The organism is Georgenia sp. H159 (genome assembly GCF_035607575.1).
Lineage (GTDB): Bacteria > Actinomycetota > Actinomycetes > Actinomycetales > Actinomycetaceae > Oceanitalea.
This window is the reverse complement of the sequence record NZ_JAYDZY010000003.1, coordinates 98,887-112,744: the sequence shown is the minus strand read 5'-3', so window position 1 is coordinate 112,744 and position 13,858 is coordinate 98,887. Positions and strand designations below refer to the sequence as shown.

General features: G+C 72.4%; 12 protein-coding genes. 5 read left to right on the top strand and 7 right to left on the bottom strand.

The window, feature by feature from the left end; all coding sequences use genetic code 11:
* Positions 1 to 88: 88 nt before the first annotated feature.
* Genes VR894_RS05100 through VR894_RS05090 form a run of 3 tightly spaced genes read right to left on the bottom strand, consistent with a single transcriptional unit; the run spans position 89 to position 2,753 of the window.
* Complete coding sequence (locus VR894_RS05100) at positions 89 to 859, bottom strand: sulfite exporter TauE/SafE family protein (RefSeq protein ID WP_324650268.1); 771 nt, start codon at positions 857 to 859, stop codon at positions 89 to 91.
* A 5-nt stretch (positions 860 to 864) separates the two neighbouring features.
* A complete protein-coding gene (locus VR894_RS05095; protein WP_324650267.1) occupies positions 865 to 1,860 on the bottom strand; it encodes a Gfo/Idh/MocA family oxidoreductase in 996 nt (331 codons plus the stop codon).
* A 17-nt stretch (positions 1,861 to 1,877) separates the two neighbouring features.
* Positions 1,878 to 2,753: a MurR/RpiR family transcriptional regulator gene (locus tag VR894_RS05090; RefSeq protein ID WP_324650266.1), complete on the bottom strand. Its 876-nt coding sequence runs from the start codon at positions 2,751 to 2,753 to the stop codon at positions 1,878 to 1,880.
* A 155-nt stretch (positions 2,754 to 2,908) separates the two neighbouring features.
* On the opposite strand from VR894_RS05090, the gene VR894_RS05085 reads away from it, so the two are divergent.
* Genes VR894_RS05085 through VR894_RS05065 form a run of 5 tightly spaced genes read left to right on the top strand, consistent with a single transcriptional unit; the run spans position 2,909 to position 8,003 of the window.
* Positions 2,909 to 3,856: an N-acetylmuramic acid 6-phosphate etherase gene (locus VR894_RS05085; protein WP_324650265.1), complete on the top strand. Its 948-nt coding sequence runs from the start codon at positions 2,909 to 2,911 to the stop codon at positions 3,854 to 3,856.
* Complete coding sequence (locus VR894_RS05080) at positions 3,856 to 5,187, top strand: ABC transporter substrate-binding protein (protein ID WP_324650264.1); 1,332 nt, start codon at positions 3,856 to 3,858, stop codon at positions 5,185 to 5,187. Before VR894_RS05085 ends, VR894_RS05080 begins: the two co-directional genes overlap by 1 nt.
* On the top strand, positions 5,184 to 6,152 hold the full coding sequence (locus VR894_RS05075) for a sugar ABC transporter permease (RefSeq protein WP_324650263.1): 969 nt from the start codon (positions 5,184 to 5,186) through the stop codon (positions 6,150 to 6,152). Before VR894_RS05080 ends, VR894_RS05075 begins: the two co-directional genes overlap by 4 nt.
* Positions 6,149 to 7,075 carry a carbohydrate ABC transporter permease gene (locus VR894_RS05070; protein ID WP_324650261.1) on the top strand — a complete coding sequence of 309 codons (927 nt, stop codon included), beginning with the start codon at positions 6,149 to 6,151 and terminating at the stop codon, positions 7,073 to 7,075. The genes VR894_RS05075 and VR894_RS05070 overlap by 4 nt, the downstream gene beginning before the upstream one ends.
* A 4-nt stretch (positions 7,076 to 7,079) precedes the next feature.
* Positions 7,080 to 8,003, top strand: coding sequence for an N-acetylglucosamine kinase (locus VR894_RS05065; RefSeq protein ID WP_324650260.1), 924 nt, complete (start codon positions 7,080 to 7,082; stop codon positions 8,001 to 8,003).
* Positions 8,004 to 8,236: 233 nt separating this feature from the next.
* Here VR894_RS05065 and VR894_RS05060 read toward each other — a convergent pair whose 3' ends face one another.
* From VR894_RS05060 to VR894_RS05045, 4 genes are all read right to left on the bottom strand, one after another.
* Positions 8,237 to 9,034: an HpcH/HpaI aldolase/citrate lyase family protein gene (locus VR894_RS05060; RefSeq protein WP_324650259.1), complete on the bottom strand. Its 798-nt coding sequence runs from the start codon at positions 9,032 to 9,034 to the stop codon at positions 8,237 to 8,239.
* Positions 9,019 to 9,810, bottom strand: coding sequence for a 2-oxo-hept-4-ene-1,7-dioate hydratase (gene hpaH / locus VR894_RS05055; protein ID WP_324650258.1), 792 nt, complete (start codon positions 9,808 to 9,810; stop codon positions 9,019 to 9,021). Before hpaH ends, VR894_RS05060 begins: the two co-directional genes overlap by 16 nt.
* A 124-nt stretch (positions 9,811 to 9,934) precedes the next feature.
* Entirely contained in the window at positions 9,935 to 10,723 is a 789-nt protein-coding gene (locus tag VR894_RS05050; RefSeq protein WP_324650520.1) for a siderophore-interacting protein, read from the bottom strand.
* Between the two features lie 160 nt (positions 10,724 to 10,883).
* Entirely contained in the window at positions 10,884 to 13,847 is a 2,964-nt protein-coding gene (locus tag VR894_RS05045) for an FAD-binding and (Fe-S)-binding domain-containing protein (protein WP_324650257.1), read from the bottom strand.
* Positions 13,848 to 13,858 lie beyond the last annotated feature (11 nt).

The following is a 13,858-nucleotide window of genomic DNA, read 5'->3' as shown; positions in this document are numbered from 1 at the left end:
ACCCCGGGGCGCCGGCGGCCCGTCGGACCTCGGCGAACCCCGCCGGCCGCCGAGGTTCGTCCGTGACGCGGGCGACCGTCGGTCGCTCTCAGCGGACGAGGTTGAGCGCTCCGAGGACGGTGAGCACGATGACGAGCCGCTCGAACACGTCCTGCCGGATCCGGCCGGCCAGCCACCGGCCTCCCAACGCACCGAGGAGCACCATGGGGACGAGGACGAGGTCGAGCAGCAGGGACGGACCGGTGACAAGGCCCAGCCCGACCGAGAACGGCACCTTGGTGAGGTTGACGATGGCGAAGAACCACGCGGACGTCCCGAGGAAGCGTTTGACGGGGAAGCGGGAGGCGATGAAGTACATCGACATCACCGGCCCGCCCGCGTTCGCGACCATCGTGGTGAACCCGCCGAGCGTCCCGTAGCCCCGGGTCAGCCAGCGACGCCCGCTGTCGGACTGCGCGACGTCCACCGTGGGGTCACGCCGCTGCGCGCGGGCCGCGGCCCATCGGCGCAGCAGGGTCACCCCGATGACGAGGAGGAGGATGACGCCGATGACCCGGCGCACCCAGGTGTCGTCCGCGAGCGCGAGGAAGAGCACGCCGAGGAGCAGCCCGCCCACCACGGTCGGGACCAGGCGGCGCAGGGTGGGCCAGTCCGCGTGACGCCGGTAGGCGAGCAGGGCGAACAGGTCACCGACGATGAGCAGGACGAGCAGCGCCCCGGTCGACTGCTTCGCCGGCAGGATCGCGGCGAAGATCGCGATCGACACCGTGTTCGAGCCGGGCAGTGCCGCCTTGGAGAGCCCGACGAAGCCCGCGGCCACCGCCAGCAGCGCCCACTCGACGCCGGTGAGCTCGACCACGGGGTCTACGCGAAACCGATCCGGTTCGCCTCGCGGTACTCGGCGAGGATGGTGTCGATGACGCGTGCGGTGCGGATCGCGCTCTCCCCGGTGCTCGGGCACGTCCCGCGTCCGGCGAGCTCGTCGACGACCGTCTGGATGAGCGGCTGCTGCACCGTGGCCGGGTAGGGCGCCGCGATGCTCCGTTCGCCGTCCGCCGTGACGAGCGAGACGGGCTCCTCACCGAAGGTGGAGAACCGCAGCGACCCGAGGGACCCGAGGATGCGGACCTCGTCGCGCTCCTCCCGGGTGCCGTAGCTCCACAGGCCGCTTCCGAGCGCGCCCGACTCCAGCTCGAAGGACGCGCTGACGACGTCCTCCGCCAGCGTCGCGCGGCCGAACCGGGTCGCGTACCCGGTGACGCGGGCGACCGGCCCGAGCAGGTGGTCGAGGAGGTCCAGGGTGTGGGAGGCGAGGTCGACGAAGTGCCCGCCCCCACTGACCTCGGGCCGGACCCGCCAGGGCGCGTCCGCGCCGTCGTCGATGAGGGCCGGCTTGGAGGCGTGGACGGCGACGGCGTGGACGGTGCCGATCGCGCCGTCGTCCAGGAGCTGCTTGACGGTGACGAACCGGGGCATGGCGCGTCGGTAGTAGGCGACGAAGAGCGGGAGCCCGGCCATGGTCGCGGCGGTGAGCATCTCCTCGCACTCGGCCGTGGTGCGGGCCATCGGCTTCTCGACGTACACGGGCTTGCCGGCCTCGAGGACCCGGACGGCGTAGTCGCGGTGGCTGTCCGGCGGGGTGGCCACGTAGACGGCGTCGACCTCGGCGTCGTGGATGAGCGCGTCGGCGTCGTCGTACCAGCGCGGCACCCCGTGGCGGCGCGCGTAGTCGGCGGCCCTTCCACCGTCCCGGCGCATGACGGCCACCAGCGAGGACCCCTCCGCCTGCCGGAAGCCCGGTCCGCTCTTGACCTCGGTGACGTTGCCGACCCCGATGATTCCCCACCGCACTGTTGTCACGGGGGTGAGGCTAGCGGTCAGAGGTCCGCGACAGCCTTGAAGCTCGCGTCCAGGGCGGCGCGCGTGGCAGGCATGTCCCGCATCGCGACGCCGACGAAGACACAGTCGACGACGACGAGCTGGGCGATCCGGCTGGCCATCGCACCGGAGCGGAAGGTCGTCTCCCGGGTCGTCGTGACGAGCGCGACGTCCGCCGTCTGGGCGAGCTTCGAGCCCGGGTGGTTGGTGATGGCGATCGCCGTCGCCCCCTGCTCGACGGCCAGCCGCGTCGGCGCGATGACGTCCGGGGTGCTGCCCGAGTGGGAGACCGCGATGACGACGTCGCCCGGGCCACGCAGCGACACGGCGGTGAGCGCGGCGTGGCGGTCGGCGTGGTGGACGGCGTTGAGCCCGAGGCGGGCGAGCTTCTGGCACAGGTCGACGGCGGTGACCCCGCTGGCACCGACGCCGACGAGATCGATCCGGCGGGCCGTCACGAGCGCCTCGACGGCGGCCTCGAGGGCGGCGATGTCGAGCATCGCCGTCGTGTCCTCGATGGCACGGGCGTCGGCGTAGCCGATCTTGGCGACGACCTGCTCGAGGGTGTCACCCGGGTCGAGGGTCCCGGAGATGGGGCCGCGGGCAGTGCGGCCCTCCTCGATGCCGGCGGCCTTGGCCAGGGCGAGCCGCAGCTGCGGGTAGCCGGAGAAGCCCATGCGCTTGGCAAACCGCACGACGGTCGGGGCGGAGGTCCGGCACCGCTCGGCGAGCGCGGTGATCGACTCACGGGCGACGGAGGTGGGGTCGGCGACCACGGCCTCCCCCACGCGGCGCTCGGCGGGCCGCAGCTCCGGGAGCATCGCGCTGATCCGGCTGACCAGCGCCGCACCGTCGGGGGGAGCGGGCTCGATCATGGCATCCTCCTTGATGAAAGTTACTTCTCCGTGATTCTACAACGGCGTAAGTCCTTGACTTCCGCTCCGTCACGGGGCATCGTCCTCCGCAACAGACTGTCACGGCGTCGCGCCGCGAGCAGGGTTCATCATCGGGAACACGCGAGGAGGCAGCGATGACGCGAGCAGAGAGCGCCCGGTGGGGCGTCGCCGTCGACTCGCCCACCGAGGAGCGCAACCCGCGCACCGTCGACCTCGACGTCGTCGACACCCTCGAGCTGCTCGGGCTCATCAACGCCGAGGACCAGCTCGTACCCGGCGCGGTCGCCGCCACCCTGCCCGCGCTCGCCCGCCTGGTCGACGGCGCGGCGGAGCGGGTCCGTGCCGGCGGCGCCGTCCACTACGTCGGCGCCGGGACGAGCGGGCGCATCGCCGTCGTCGACGCCGCCGAGCTGCTGCCCACCTTCCGGCTCGAGGAGGGCGTGGTCACGGCCCACCTCGCGGGCGGGCCGCCCGCGATCATCCGGGCCGCGGAGAACGTCGAGGACGACACCACCGCCGGGCGGCGCGACCTCGGGGAGGTGGGCGAGCACGACGTCGTCATCGGCCTGGCGGCATCGGGCCGCACCCCGTACGTCGCGGGGGCACTCGCTCACGCGAGCGAGCAGGGCGCCTTCACGGCGCTCATCACCTCCAACCCCCGGTCGCGGCTCCTCGGGAGCGTCGACGTCGAGATCGTCGTCGACACCGGGCCGGAGGCGCTCACCGGATCCACCCGGATGAAGTCGGCGACGGCGCAGAAGCTCGTGCTCCACAGCTTCTCCACGGCCCTCATGGTCCGGCTGGGCCGCACGTGGTCCAACCTCATGGTCTCCATGGTCGCGACCAACCAGAAGCTGCGGGCCCGCACCGTGACGATCCTCCACCAGGCGACCGGCCTCGACCGCGCCACCTGCGAGTCGCTCCTCGAGCAGGCCGACGGCGACCTCAAGGTCGCGCTCGTCATGAGCCTGGCCGACACCGATACCTCCAGCGCCCGGGCCGCCCTCGACTCCGCTGGCGGCGTCGTCCGGGCGGCCGTCCAGCCACTGACCACCAGAACCCCGTCACGAAGGGATCCATGATGCAACGCCGCATTTTCGCCGCGACAGCGGTGTCCAGCCTCCTCCTCCTCGCTGCGTGCGCGCCGTCGTCGGACGCGCCCGACCCCGCCGACGAGGACGCCGGACAGAACCAGACCCAGGACGGGGCCGACGGCGAGGAGTGTGCCGAGGACGTCACGCTGCGCGTGTGGTCCTGGCGCACCGAGGACGCCGACGTCTACAACGACGTCATCTTCCCCGCCTTCGAGGAGCAGAACCCCTGCATCACGGTCGACTTCCAGGCCTTCGTCAACACCGAGTACAACCAGATCCTGCAGACCGGGCTCACCGGTAGCGACGGCCCCGACGTCGCCCAGGTCCGCAGCTACGGGCTGCTCCAGCCGCTCGTCGAGGGCGGCAACCTCGTCGCGCTCGACGACGTCGTGCCGGAGGTGAGCGAGTTCGACGAGACGATCCTCGCGGGCGCCAAGGGCCGCGAGGACGGGCAGACCTACGGCGTGCCGTTCGCCTCCCAGACGCTGCAGATGTACTACAACACCGCGATCTTCGAGGAGCACGGGCTCGAGGAGCCGACGACGTGGGACGAGTTCATCGAGGTCAACCAGACGCTCGCCGACGCCGGTGTCACGCCGATGTCGGTCGGTGGGCTCGACGCGTGGATGATGCCGATCGTCCACGACATCCTCGGCTCCGCCCAGTACGGCGGGGCGCAGTTCGAGGAGGCGATCCTCGCGGGTGACACCGACTTCACCGACCCGGCCTACGTCGACTCGCTGCAGACGGTCGTCGACGTGCAGGAGTACATGCCCGAGAACGTCGTCGGGGTCAGCTACACCGAGTCCCAGGTCCTGTTCACCACCGAGCAGGCGGCGATGTTCCCCGGCGGCTCCTTCGAGCTGGCGTTCTTCCAGGCGGAGAACCCGGAGATGGAGCTCGGTGTCTTCCAGGTGCCGCCGCCGCCCGGGTCCGCCCTCGACCAGTCGGTCACCCCGGCGTACGCCGACGGCAACTGGGGCCTGAGCGCGAACAGCGCCCACCCGGAGGAGGCCGAGACCCTCATCCAGTGGCTCGCCACCGAGGAGTTCGGGCAGCTGGTCGCCAACGAGCTCAAGCAGTTCTCCCCCGTCCCCGGCGTCACCTTCGAGGACCCGCTCATGCAGGAGATGTGGGACCTGTACCAGGAGAGCCCGGCGCCCTACCTGCACCTGGTGAACTTCCGCTACGGCGACCCGAGCGGCACGGACCTCGTCGGCACCGGCGTCCAGCAGCTGTTCCTCGGTGAGAAGTCCCCGGCCGAGGTGGCCGCCGACGTCCAGAGCGGCCTGTCCGAATGGTTCACCCCGGGCCAGTGAGCACCACTCCCGCACACACGGCCTCCGTGGCCGGGCAGCGCCGCCGTCGCACCCTGACGGCGGCGCTGCCGACCCGCGTCGCCCTCCTGTTCATCGCCCCCGCGGCGGTGCTCTTCGCGGTGTTCGTCCTGTACCCGATGGCCACCGCAGTGACCTACTCGATGTACTCGTGGCGCGGGACGAGCCAGGAGGAGTTCGTCGGGCTGGCGAACTTCGTCCAGCTCTTCACCGCGGAGCCCTACCGCACCTCGCTGCCCCGGGCGTTCGGCCACAACCTGCTGATGTTCGGCGGCGCGATGGTCGTGCAGAACTCGGTCGGGCTGCTCTTCGCCGTCATCCTGCACCGCCGGGCGCGCTTCCGGCGCTTCTTCCAGGTGCTGTACACGATGCCGTACCTGGTCAGCCCCCTGGTCGTCGGCTACCTGTGGTCGCTGCTGCTGTCCCCGCTGTTCGGGCCGGTCAACGCCGTCCTCAAGGCGGTGGGGCTCGACTCCCTCGCGCTGCCCTGGCTGGGGACACCCGGCACGGCGCTGTGGGTGGTCGTGCTCGTCACCGCGTGGCAGTGGGTCGGCTTCCCGCTCCTCCTGTACGGGGCGGCCCTCGGTGGGCTGCCGCCGGAGCTGGACGAGGCCGCCGAGCTCGACGGCGCGTCGGGACCGCAGCGCTTCTTCGCCATCACGCTGCCGCTCATGGCACCGATCATCGGGACGGTCAGCGTGCTCACCTTCATCTTCTCGATGGAGGCCTTCCCGATCCCCTACGCGCTGGGCGGCTCGACCGGCAGCCCGGCGGGGGCGACCGACGTCATGTCGCTCGTCTTCTACCGGACGGCCTTCGAGTCCGGCTCCTCGAACGCCATCGGGACGTCGTCGGCAATCGCGATCCTGCTGTTCCTGTTCATCTTCGGGCTCTCGACGGTCTTCACCCGTTGGTTCCGCCGCACCGAGAGGAACATCCTCGGATGAGCGCCACTGCTCCCACGGCCCACCGCCCGGGCGGCGACGACGGCCACCCCGTCGTGCCGCCGGTGGTCGACGACCCGACGGCGCGACCCCGGCGCGGCAGACGTGAGCGAGGCTGGGCCGCGGCCGCGACGACGACGGCGCTGTGGCTCTACGCCGCCGTCGCCGTCGTGCCGCTGCTCATCATGCTGCTCAACTCGCTGCGGACGAACCGGGACCTGGCGACCCAGCCGCTCGGCCTGCCGTTGCAGCCGGACTTCACGAGCTACCAGCGGGCGTGGATCGAGGCGTCGTTCTCGACGTACTTCATGAACTCGATCATCGTCACGGTGTCCTCGGTGGTCATCGCGACCGCGGTCTCGCTGCTGGCCGCCTACGCCCTGGCCCGCGCGAGGGGCCGGCTCATGTCGGTCATCGAGACGATCTTCGTCTCCGGGCTCATGATGCCGGTGTTCCTCATGATCGTGCCGATCTTCTACCTGCTCGACTCGTTCGGCCTCATCAGCACCCGGATCGGGCTCGTCATGGTCTACGCGGCGGTGAGCGTGCCGTTCTCGGTGTTCGTCCTCACGACGTTCTTCCGGCAGCTGCCCGGGGAGCTGGAGGAGGCGGCGCGGCTGGACGGCGCGGGCCCGTTCCGGATGTTCTGGAGCGTCATGGCCCCGCTCGTGCGGCCGGCGATCGCGACCGTCGTCGTCTTCCGGTTCGTGCCGATCTGGAACGACTTCTTCTACCCGCTCATCCTCATCCGCAACCGGGAGAACTACACCCTGCCCGTCGGGCTGACGACGTTCTTCGGGGAGTACCAGACCGACTGGTCCACCCTCTTCGCCGGCCTCGTCATCGCGACGGTCCCGCTCATCCTCCTCTTCCTCGTCGCCACCCGGCAGATCATCGCCGGCCTCACCGCCGGGATGGGAAAGTAGCGGCGTGAGCGCAGTCCTCGCCGTCGACCTCGGCGGCTCCGGCTCCCGGGCGCGCCTCGTCGCGCCCGACGGCGTCCGGGAGGTGACCGGTGAGCGGCTGCGGGTGAGCCCCGCGGGGCTCGTCGCGGCGCCGTTGGTCACCTCCCTCGTCTCGCAGCTGGGGCTGCGAGCCGGCGACGTTGCCGCCGTGTGTGTGGGGTCCAGCGGCATCCTCACCCTGTCCGACGGCCCGCAGGTGGTGCTCGACGCCGTCCGGTCCGCGCTCGGTGAGGTGCGCACCGTCGTCGCCTCCGACGCCGTCACCTCCGCCGTCGGCGCGCTCGGCGGGCGGCCGGGAGCAGTGGTCCTCACCGGGACCGGCTCGACGGCGCTGGGCACGGACCTCACCGGGTGCTGGCGGAAGGTCGACGGGTGGGGCCACGTGCTCGGCGACGCGGGCTCGGGCTCGTGGATCGGGATGCGCGCGTTGCAGGCGGCACTCGAGCAGCACGACGGGCGGCGGGCCGACGCCCCCGCCCTGCTGGCTTCCGCCGTCGAGCGCTTCGGCGTCCCGGAGACGTGGCCGCGCCAGATCTACATGCGGGAGGACAGGGCGGGGGTGCTCGCCTCCGTCGTCACCGACGTCGTCGCCCTCGCGGCGGACGAGGACGACGTTGCGGCCGAGATCCTCGCGGCGGCAGGCCGCGAGCTCGCTCGCAGCCTCGCCGCGGCGCTGCGCCCGCCGGTGCCGCCGTTGGCCTCGTGGACCGGCGGGATCTTCGGCGCGGCCGTGGTGCTGGAGACGATGCGCGAGTCGCTGCGGGAGCTGCGCCGCGACGTCGTCCTCGAGCCTCCTCGCGGAAGCTCGCTGGACGGCGCCGCGCTGCTCGCCCGGCAGGCACTGGCCGGCGACCTCGAGCCCGCGGAGCCGCTGCTCACCGTCCACTGACCCCGGCCGACGCACCAAGGACGACGCCGAGGGCATGGCCTCGTGACGGGACGTCAGGATGATCCACGAGGCGAGTCAACCTGACGTCGCTCCACCGCTCCCGGCCGTGCCTCGGCGGAGGGACGACCTCGTGCCGGGACGTCAGCTTGATCCGCCAGGTGGATCAAGCTGACGTCTGCGAACAACGTCCCCTGCCGCCTCCTCCGGGCCCGCCTTCCGGGAGCCGACAGAGGTCAGTAGGAGGGGCGGTCGCCGTCGCCATCGGAGCTACTGAACCGGGCCGCGAGCGCCTCGGTGCCCCGGGCGAGGAGTGCGACGTCGGCGCCGACGAGGACGAAGGTCGCTCCGGCGTCGAGGTAGGACTGAGCGACGGCGTGGTCGAAGGCGTTGACGCCGACCGGCTTGCCGGCGGCCCGGACGGCCTCGAACGTGCGGTGCACCGCGGCGACGACGTCGGGATGGGTCTGCTCGCCCAGGATGCCCATGGAGGCCGCGAGGTCCGAGGGGCCGACGAGCACCCCGTCCACACCCTCGACCGCGGCGATCTCCGCTGCGGCGTCGACGCCCTCGGCGGTCTCGATCTGGACGATGAGGGACACGTGCTCATTGGCGCTCGTCAGGTAGCCGTCGACCCGGTTCCAGCGGGCGGAGCGCGCGAGGGCGGAGCCGACCCCGCGGATCCCGAGCGGCGGGTAGCTCACGGCCCGCACCACCTCCTGCGCCTGCCCCGCGGAGGAGACCATCGGCACCAGGAGGTTCTGGGCGCCGAGGTCGAGGACCTGCTTGATCGTCACGGGGTCGTGCGACGGCACGCGGACCACCGGGGTGACCGGGTAGGCGGCAACCGCCTGCAGCTGGCTGAGCGTGGAGCCCAGGTCGTTGGGCCCGTGCTCCTGGTCGATGAGCACCCAGTCGATCCCCGAGCCGGCGACGATCTCGGCGACGACGGGGCTGCCGGAGCAGATCCAGATCCCGGCGAGCGGGCGGGTGGACCGGGCGAGCGCGTCGCGCAGGGTCAGACGAAGCGGCACGAGATCGTCCCCATCTCTCGGTAGTCGGCGAGCACGGTGTCGCCCTTCTCCACCCACATGGGGCGGGTGAAGGAGCCGGCGAGCACGATCTCCCCCGCCTCGAGCCGGTCACCGTGCTGGGCCAGCTTGTTCGCCAGCCACGCCACACCGGTGGCCGGGTGGTTGAGCACCGCGGCCGCGACCCCGGACTCCTCGATGACCTCGTTGCGGTAGAGCAGCGCCGAGACCCAGCGGAGGTCCAGCTCGCCGACCTTCACCGGGTTGCCGCCGTAGACGAGACCGCCGAAGGCAGCGTTGTCGCTGATCGTGTCGACGATGGTGCGGCCCTGCAGCTCGATGCGGGAGGAGAGGATCTCCAGCGCGGGGACGACGTACTCGGTGGCGCGCAGGACGTCGAAGACAGTGACGTCGGGACCCGCGAGCGGCTCGGCGAGCCGGAACGCCAGCTCCACCTCGATGCGGACGTTGGAGAAGCGGTCGTGCTCGATCTCCGAGCCGTTCTCGAAGACGGCGTCGGCGAAGATGGCACCGTAGTCGGGCTCGGTGATGCCGGTCGCCTGCTGCATCACCCGCGACGTCAGACCGATCTTGCGCCCCACCAGCCGGCGTCCGGCCGCGACGCCCCTGCGGCGCCACTCGTTCTGCACCGCGTAGGAGTCGTCGACGGTCATGTCGGGGTGCCGCGCCGTGAGCAGCGGGACGGTCGTGCGGTCCCGCTCGGCGGCGGCCAGCTCGTCCGCGATCGCCGTGATGGTCTGGTCGTCGAGCGTCGTCATGCTCCGCGTTCCTCCTCGAATCGTGCGCGCCACCGGGCGTTCATCGGGACAGTCCGACGGCACGCTCGCGACCGATCGTATACGACTCGGACGCCGGCCGTCCCGGTTCGGCCATGGCCACGCGCTATTCAGGCGGCAGGATCACTCCGACCGGTTCACGCTTCTCCGCCTGGAAGCGGTCCTCGGTGCGTCCGTACGCCCAGTACCCGGAGATCGAGACCTGGGAACGCTCGAGCCGGCGACCGACGAAGAGGATGTCACGCAGCGCCTTCATCGACTCCCGCTCACCGTGGGCGAACACCTGCACCCGTCCAGCCCTCCACTCGAGTGCAGCGACGCTGTCCGAGAGGATCGTCGAGGCACCGGCGACGGCCGGCGCGCGGTGCAGCCACCGGACGTCGACTCCCGCCGGTGCGTGCACCGGGATCTCGTCCTCGGGGCCGGTGACCTCGATGAGGGCCACGCCGCGAGCGTCATCCGGAAGGTCGTCGAGGGCAGCGGCGATCGCCGGAAGCGCCGACTCGTCCCCGGCGAACAGATGCCAGTCCGCGTCCCGGTCCGGGCGGTAGGCGCCGCCGGGACCGGAGAGCACCACCCGCTCTCCGGGCTGCGCCCGAGCGGCCCACGGCCCGGCGACGCCCTCACTCCCGTGCACGACAACGTCGATCGAGAGCCACTCCTCCACGGCGTTCACCTCACGCACGGTGTACGTCCGCGTCACAGGGAGGTCCGCCGGGGCAAGTCGTTCCCGCAGCTCCGCGACGTCGTACGGCGGCTCGAGACCGAGCTCGGGTCGCACGAAGTAGAGCTTGACGTACTTGTCGGTGAACTCGTTGGTCGTGAACGCCCGGAAGTTCGAGCCGCCGAGGTACAGCCTCACCATGCTGGGAGTCAGCCATTCCCGGCTGACCACCTCCAGAACCGTCTGCGGCCTCTTGCGGCGGGTGGGACGCTCGGTCACTGCGCTCCTTCGGTGGACTCCTCGGAACGAGCCACTGTACGCGTCGCCCGTGTCGCCCAGGTGGGGCGCCCCGGCATGTGCCGATGGGCCGTCCGGACGCACGGACGTGGCGTCACGGCCGGGTGACCGCCTCGAGAATCTCCAGGACGTGACGGTAGGGGCGACCGGTCGCTGCCGTCATGCCCATCTCGCAGGTGCGGTTGCAGGAGGCGTAGGCGTCGAAGCGCCCGTCGACGCGCTCGGTCGCGGCCACCTCGGCCGCCTCGCGCTCGGTGGCACCGGCGGGGAGCTCGGGGTGGAGCATGCCGCGGTCACCGGCGGTTCCGCAGCACCCCCACTCGACCGGCACGGTGACCTCCCGAGCTGCCGCCGCGGCGACCACCTCGAGGTCCTCGACCGCGCCGAGGTGCACGGCCGAGCACGTCGGGTGGACGACAAGCCGGTCGAGCAGTGCCTCCTCCTGCATGTCCAACCGGTCGAGCAGGCGCTCCCGGGTGAAGGTCACCGCGTCCACGATCCTCACCCGTGCCCAGCGCTTCGCCGCCGTACCGGTCAGCCGGGCGCCGATCGACTCGAGGCCGTGCGTGCAGCTCGTCGCGTCGCACACCAGCGGCAGGCGGCCTCCGTCGGTCAGCTCCCACACCGAGGCCGCGACGCGTGCCGCCATCGCTGCCGCGCCGGCCGTGAGGCCCTTGGACTCCCACACCGTGCCGCAGCACAGGCCGTCGATGCCCGCCGGCACCGCGAGCCGCACCCCGGCCCGCTGGCACAGCGCGACGAAGGCGCCCCCGGCACCGAGCGCGCTCGGCCCGTCCTCCGGTGCGAACAGCGACCCGATGCACGCCGGGAAGAACACCGCCTCGTGATCACCGGGCCCCGCCGCCACGTGCCGAACCGCCGCTGGAAACAACGCCGCTGTCGGCGCCGAGGGTTGGTCCGCGCCTGGCAACAACTCCGCTGTCGGCGCGGGGGTGGGGGGCGCGGGGGTGGGGGTGGGGGGTGCGAGGAGCGCGCTGCGGGGGCGGCCGGGGCCGGGGAGACGCCCGTCGACGTGGGGCAGCCAGTCGCGGCCCCGGCGGCCGACGAGGGCGCGCGCCGCCGTCGTCGCGACGTCGAGCACGGGGCCGGGCACGTGGTCGGCGACGGCCAGACCGGCCCGGAGCGCCGTCGTCGTCGGCCCCCACGCCTCGGCCACCCGCCGCCCGACCGCCTGCACCAGCGGCCCGTTCGCCTCGGCGCGGAAGGTCTTCATCACCGCACCGGTGTCGATGTCCACCGGGCACGCGACCCGGCACAGCGAGTCGGCGGCGCAGGTCTGCACCGCCGCGTAGTCGTAGTCCCGCTCGAGCCCGGCGCGGCGCTCCGGCCCGGAGTCCGCGGCCTCCCGCAGCAAGGCGATGCGCTGCCGGGGAGTCGTCGTCGTGTGCCGCGAGGGGCAGGCCGGCTCGCAGAAGCCGCACTCGACGCACCGGTCGAGCTCGGGGTGGACCTGCGGGTAGCGCTTGAGGTCACGCAGGTGGATCGTCGCGTCGTCGGAGATGACGACGCCGGGCGCGAGGATCCCGTGCGGGTCGCACAGCCGCTTGATCTCGCGCATGACCCCGTACAGCTCCTCGCCGTACTGGCGCTGCACGAATGGAGCCATCATCCGCCCGGTGCCGTGCTCCGCCTTGAGCGAGCCCCCGGCGTCGAGGACGAGCGAGGCGAGCTCCTCGCTGAACGAGGCGTACGCGTCGCGCGCCCGCGGGTCCCCGAAGTCGGGGTTGATCATGAAGTGGAGGTTGGCGTCCTTGGCGTGCCCGAAGGTGACGGCGTCGGCGTAGCCGTACCGGGCAAGCAGCCCCTCGAGCGAGCGCACCGTGTCGGTCAGCGCCGGCCCGGGCACGACGACGTCCTCGAGCATCGCGGTCGTCCCGGGCGGCCGGGCGCCGGCGACCGCCGCGTACAACCCCTTGCGCACCTGCCACATCGCCGCACGCGAGCGCGGGTCGGACGTCAGCGGCGTCCCGGCGGTGGCGGCGAGACCGGCGAGGGTCGGCTCCGCCGCGGCCACCAGGTCCGCCAGCCCGTCCGCCGTCGCGTGCTGCAGCTCGACGAGCAGCGCGGTGTGCCGGTCGACCGCCAGCTCGCGCAGGACCGGGTCGGCGCGGGGGTCGCGCTGCGCCACCCGGAGGGCCGCGGCGTCCATGAGCTCGATCGCCACCGCCGACGACGCGGCGAGCGCCGGCAGCGCGTCCGTCGCCGCACCGATCGAGTCGAGCACGAGCAGGGCGGTGGCCGCGTGCGGCAGCAGCGGCACGGTCCGCAGGGTCACCTCGGCGAGGTAGGCGAGCGTCCCCTCCGACCCGACGACGAGGTGGGCGAGGATCTCGACGGCGGAGTCGTGGTCGAGCAGCGCGTCCAGCCCGTAGCCCATCGTGTTCTTCATCGAGAACTGGTGCTCGACGGCACGGCGGAGGTCGGGCCGCGAGCGGACACGGTCCCGGAGCCGGAGCAGCCCCGTGTACAGCTCCGGCTCCAGGGTGGCGAGCAGCGCGTCCGCGTGCGGTGCGGCCGTGTCGACGACCGTGCCGCTGGGCAGCACGAGCACCATCGAGTCCAGCGTCCGGTAGGCGGTGGCCACCGTCCCCGACGTCATCCCCGAGGAGTTGTTCGCCACCACCCCCCCGATGGTGCAGGCGATCTCGCTCGCCGGGTCGGGACCGAGACGGCGACCGTGCCGCGCGAGCGCCGCGTTGACCCGCCGCAGGACCGCGCCCGGCTGGCAGCGCACGCGGGCGCCGTCGTCGAGCACCTCGACGTCCTGCTGGTGACGGCGGACGTCGACGAGCACACCGTCACCCACCGCCTGCCCGGACAGACTCGTGCCCCCCGCGCGGAAGGTGAGCGGCACGGGGGTCCCGGCGCGTCCGGCCGCCGCCATGACCGCCGCCACCTGCTCCGTGGACGTGGCGGTGACCACCGCCCGCGGACGGAGGAGGTAGTGCGAGGCGTCGTGCGACAGGCGGGCGAGGTCGACCTCCCGGGTGCTGAACGCCTCACCTGCTGCCAGGTGCACTCCCGAGAGGTCGACCATCGCGTCTCCTT

What these genes read in the sequence shown, in the direction of transcription:
- VR894_RS05090 (WP_324650266.1), bottom strand. Translation starts at nt 2,753, where the DNA reads ATGATCGAGCCCGCTCCCCCCGACGGTGCGGCGCTGGTCAGCCGGATC.
- VR894_RS05085 (WP_324650265.1), top strand. Translation starts at nt 2,909, where the DNA reads ATGACGCGAGCAGAGAGCGCCCGGTGGGGCGTCGCCGTCGACTCGCCC.
- VR894_RS05080 (WP_324650264.1), top strand. Translation starts at nt 3,856, where the DNA reads ATGCAACGCCGCATTTTCGCCGCGACAGCGGTGTCCAGCCTCCTCCTC.
- VR894_RS05070 (WP_324650261.1), top strand. Translation starts at nt 6,149, where the DNA reads ATGAGCGCCACTGCTCCCACGGCCCACCGCCCGGGCGGCGACGACGGC.
- hpaH (WP_324650258.1), bottom strand. Translation starts at nt 9,810, where the DNA reads ATGACGACGCTCGACGACCAGACCATCACGGCGATCGCGGACGAGCTG.
- VR894_RS05045 (WP_324650257.1), bottom strand. Translation starts at nt 13,847, where the DNA reads ATGGTCGACCTCTCGGGAGTGCACCTGGCAGCAGGTGAGGCGTTCAGC.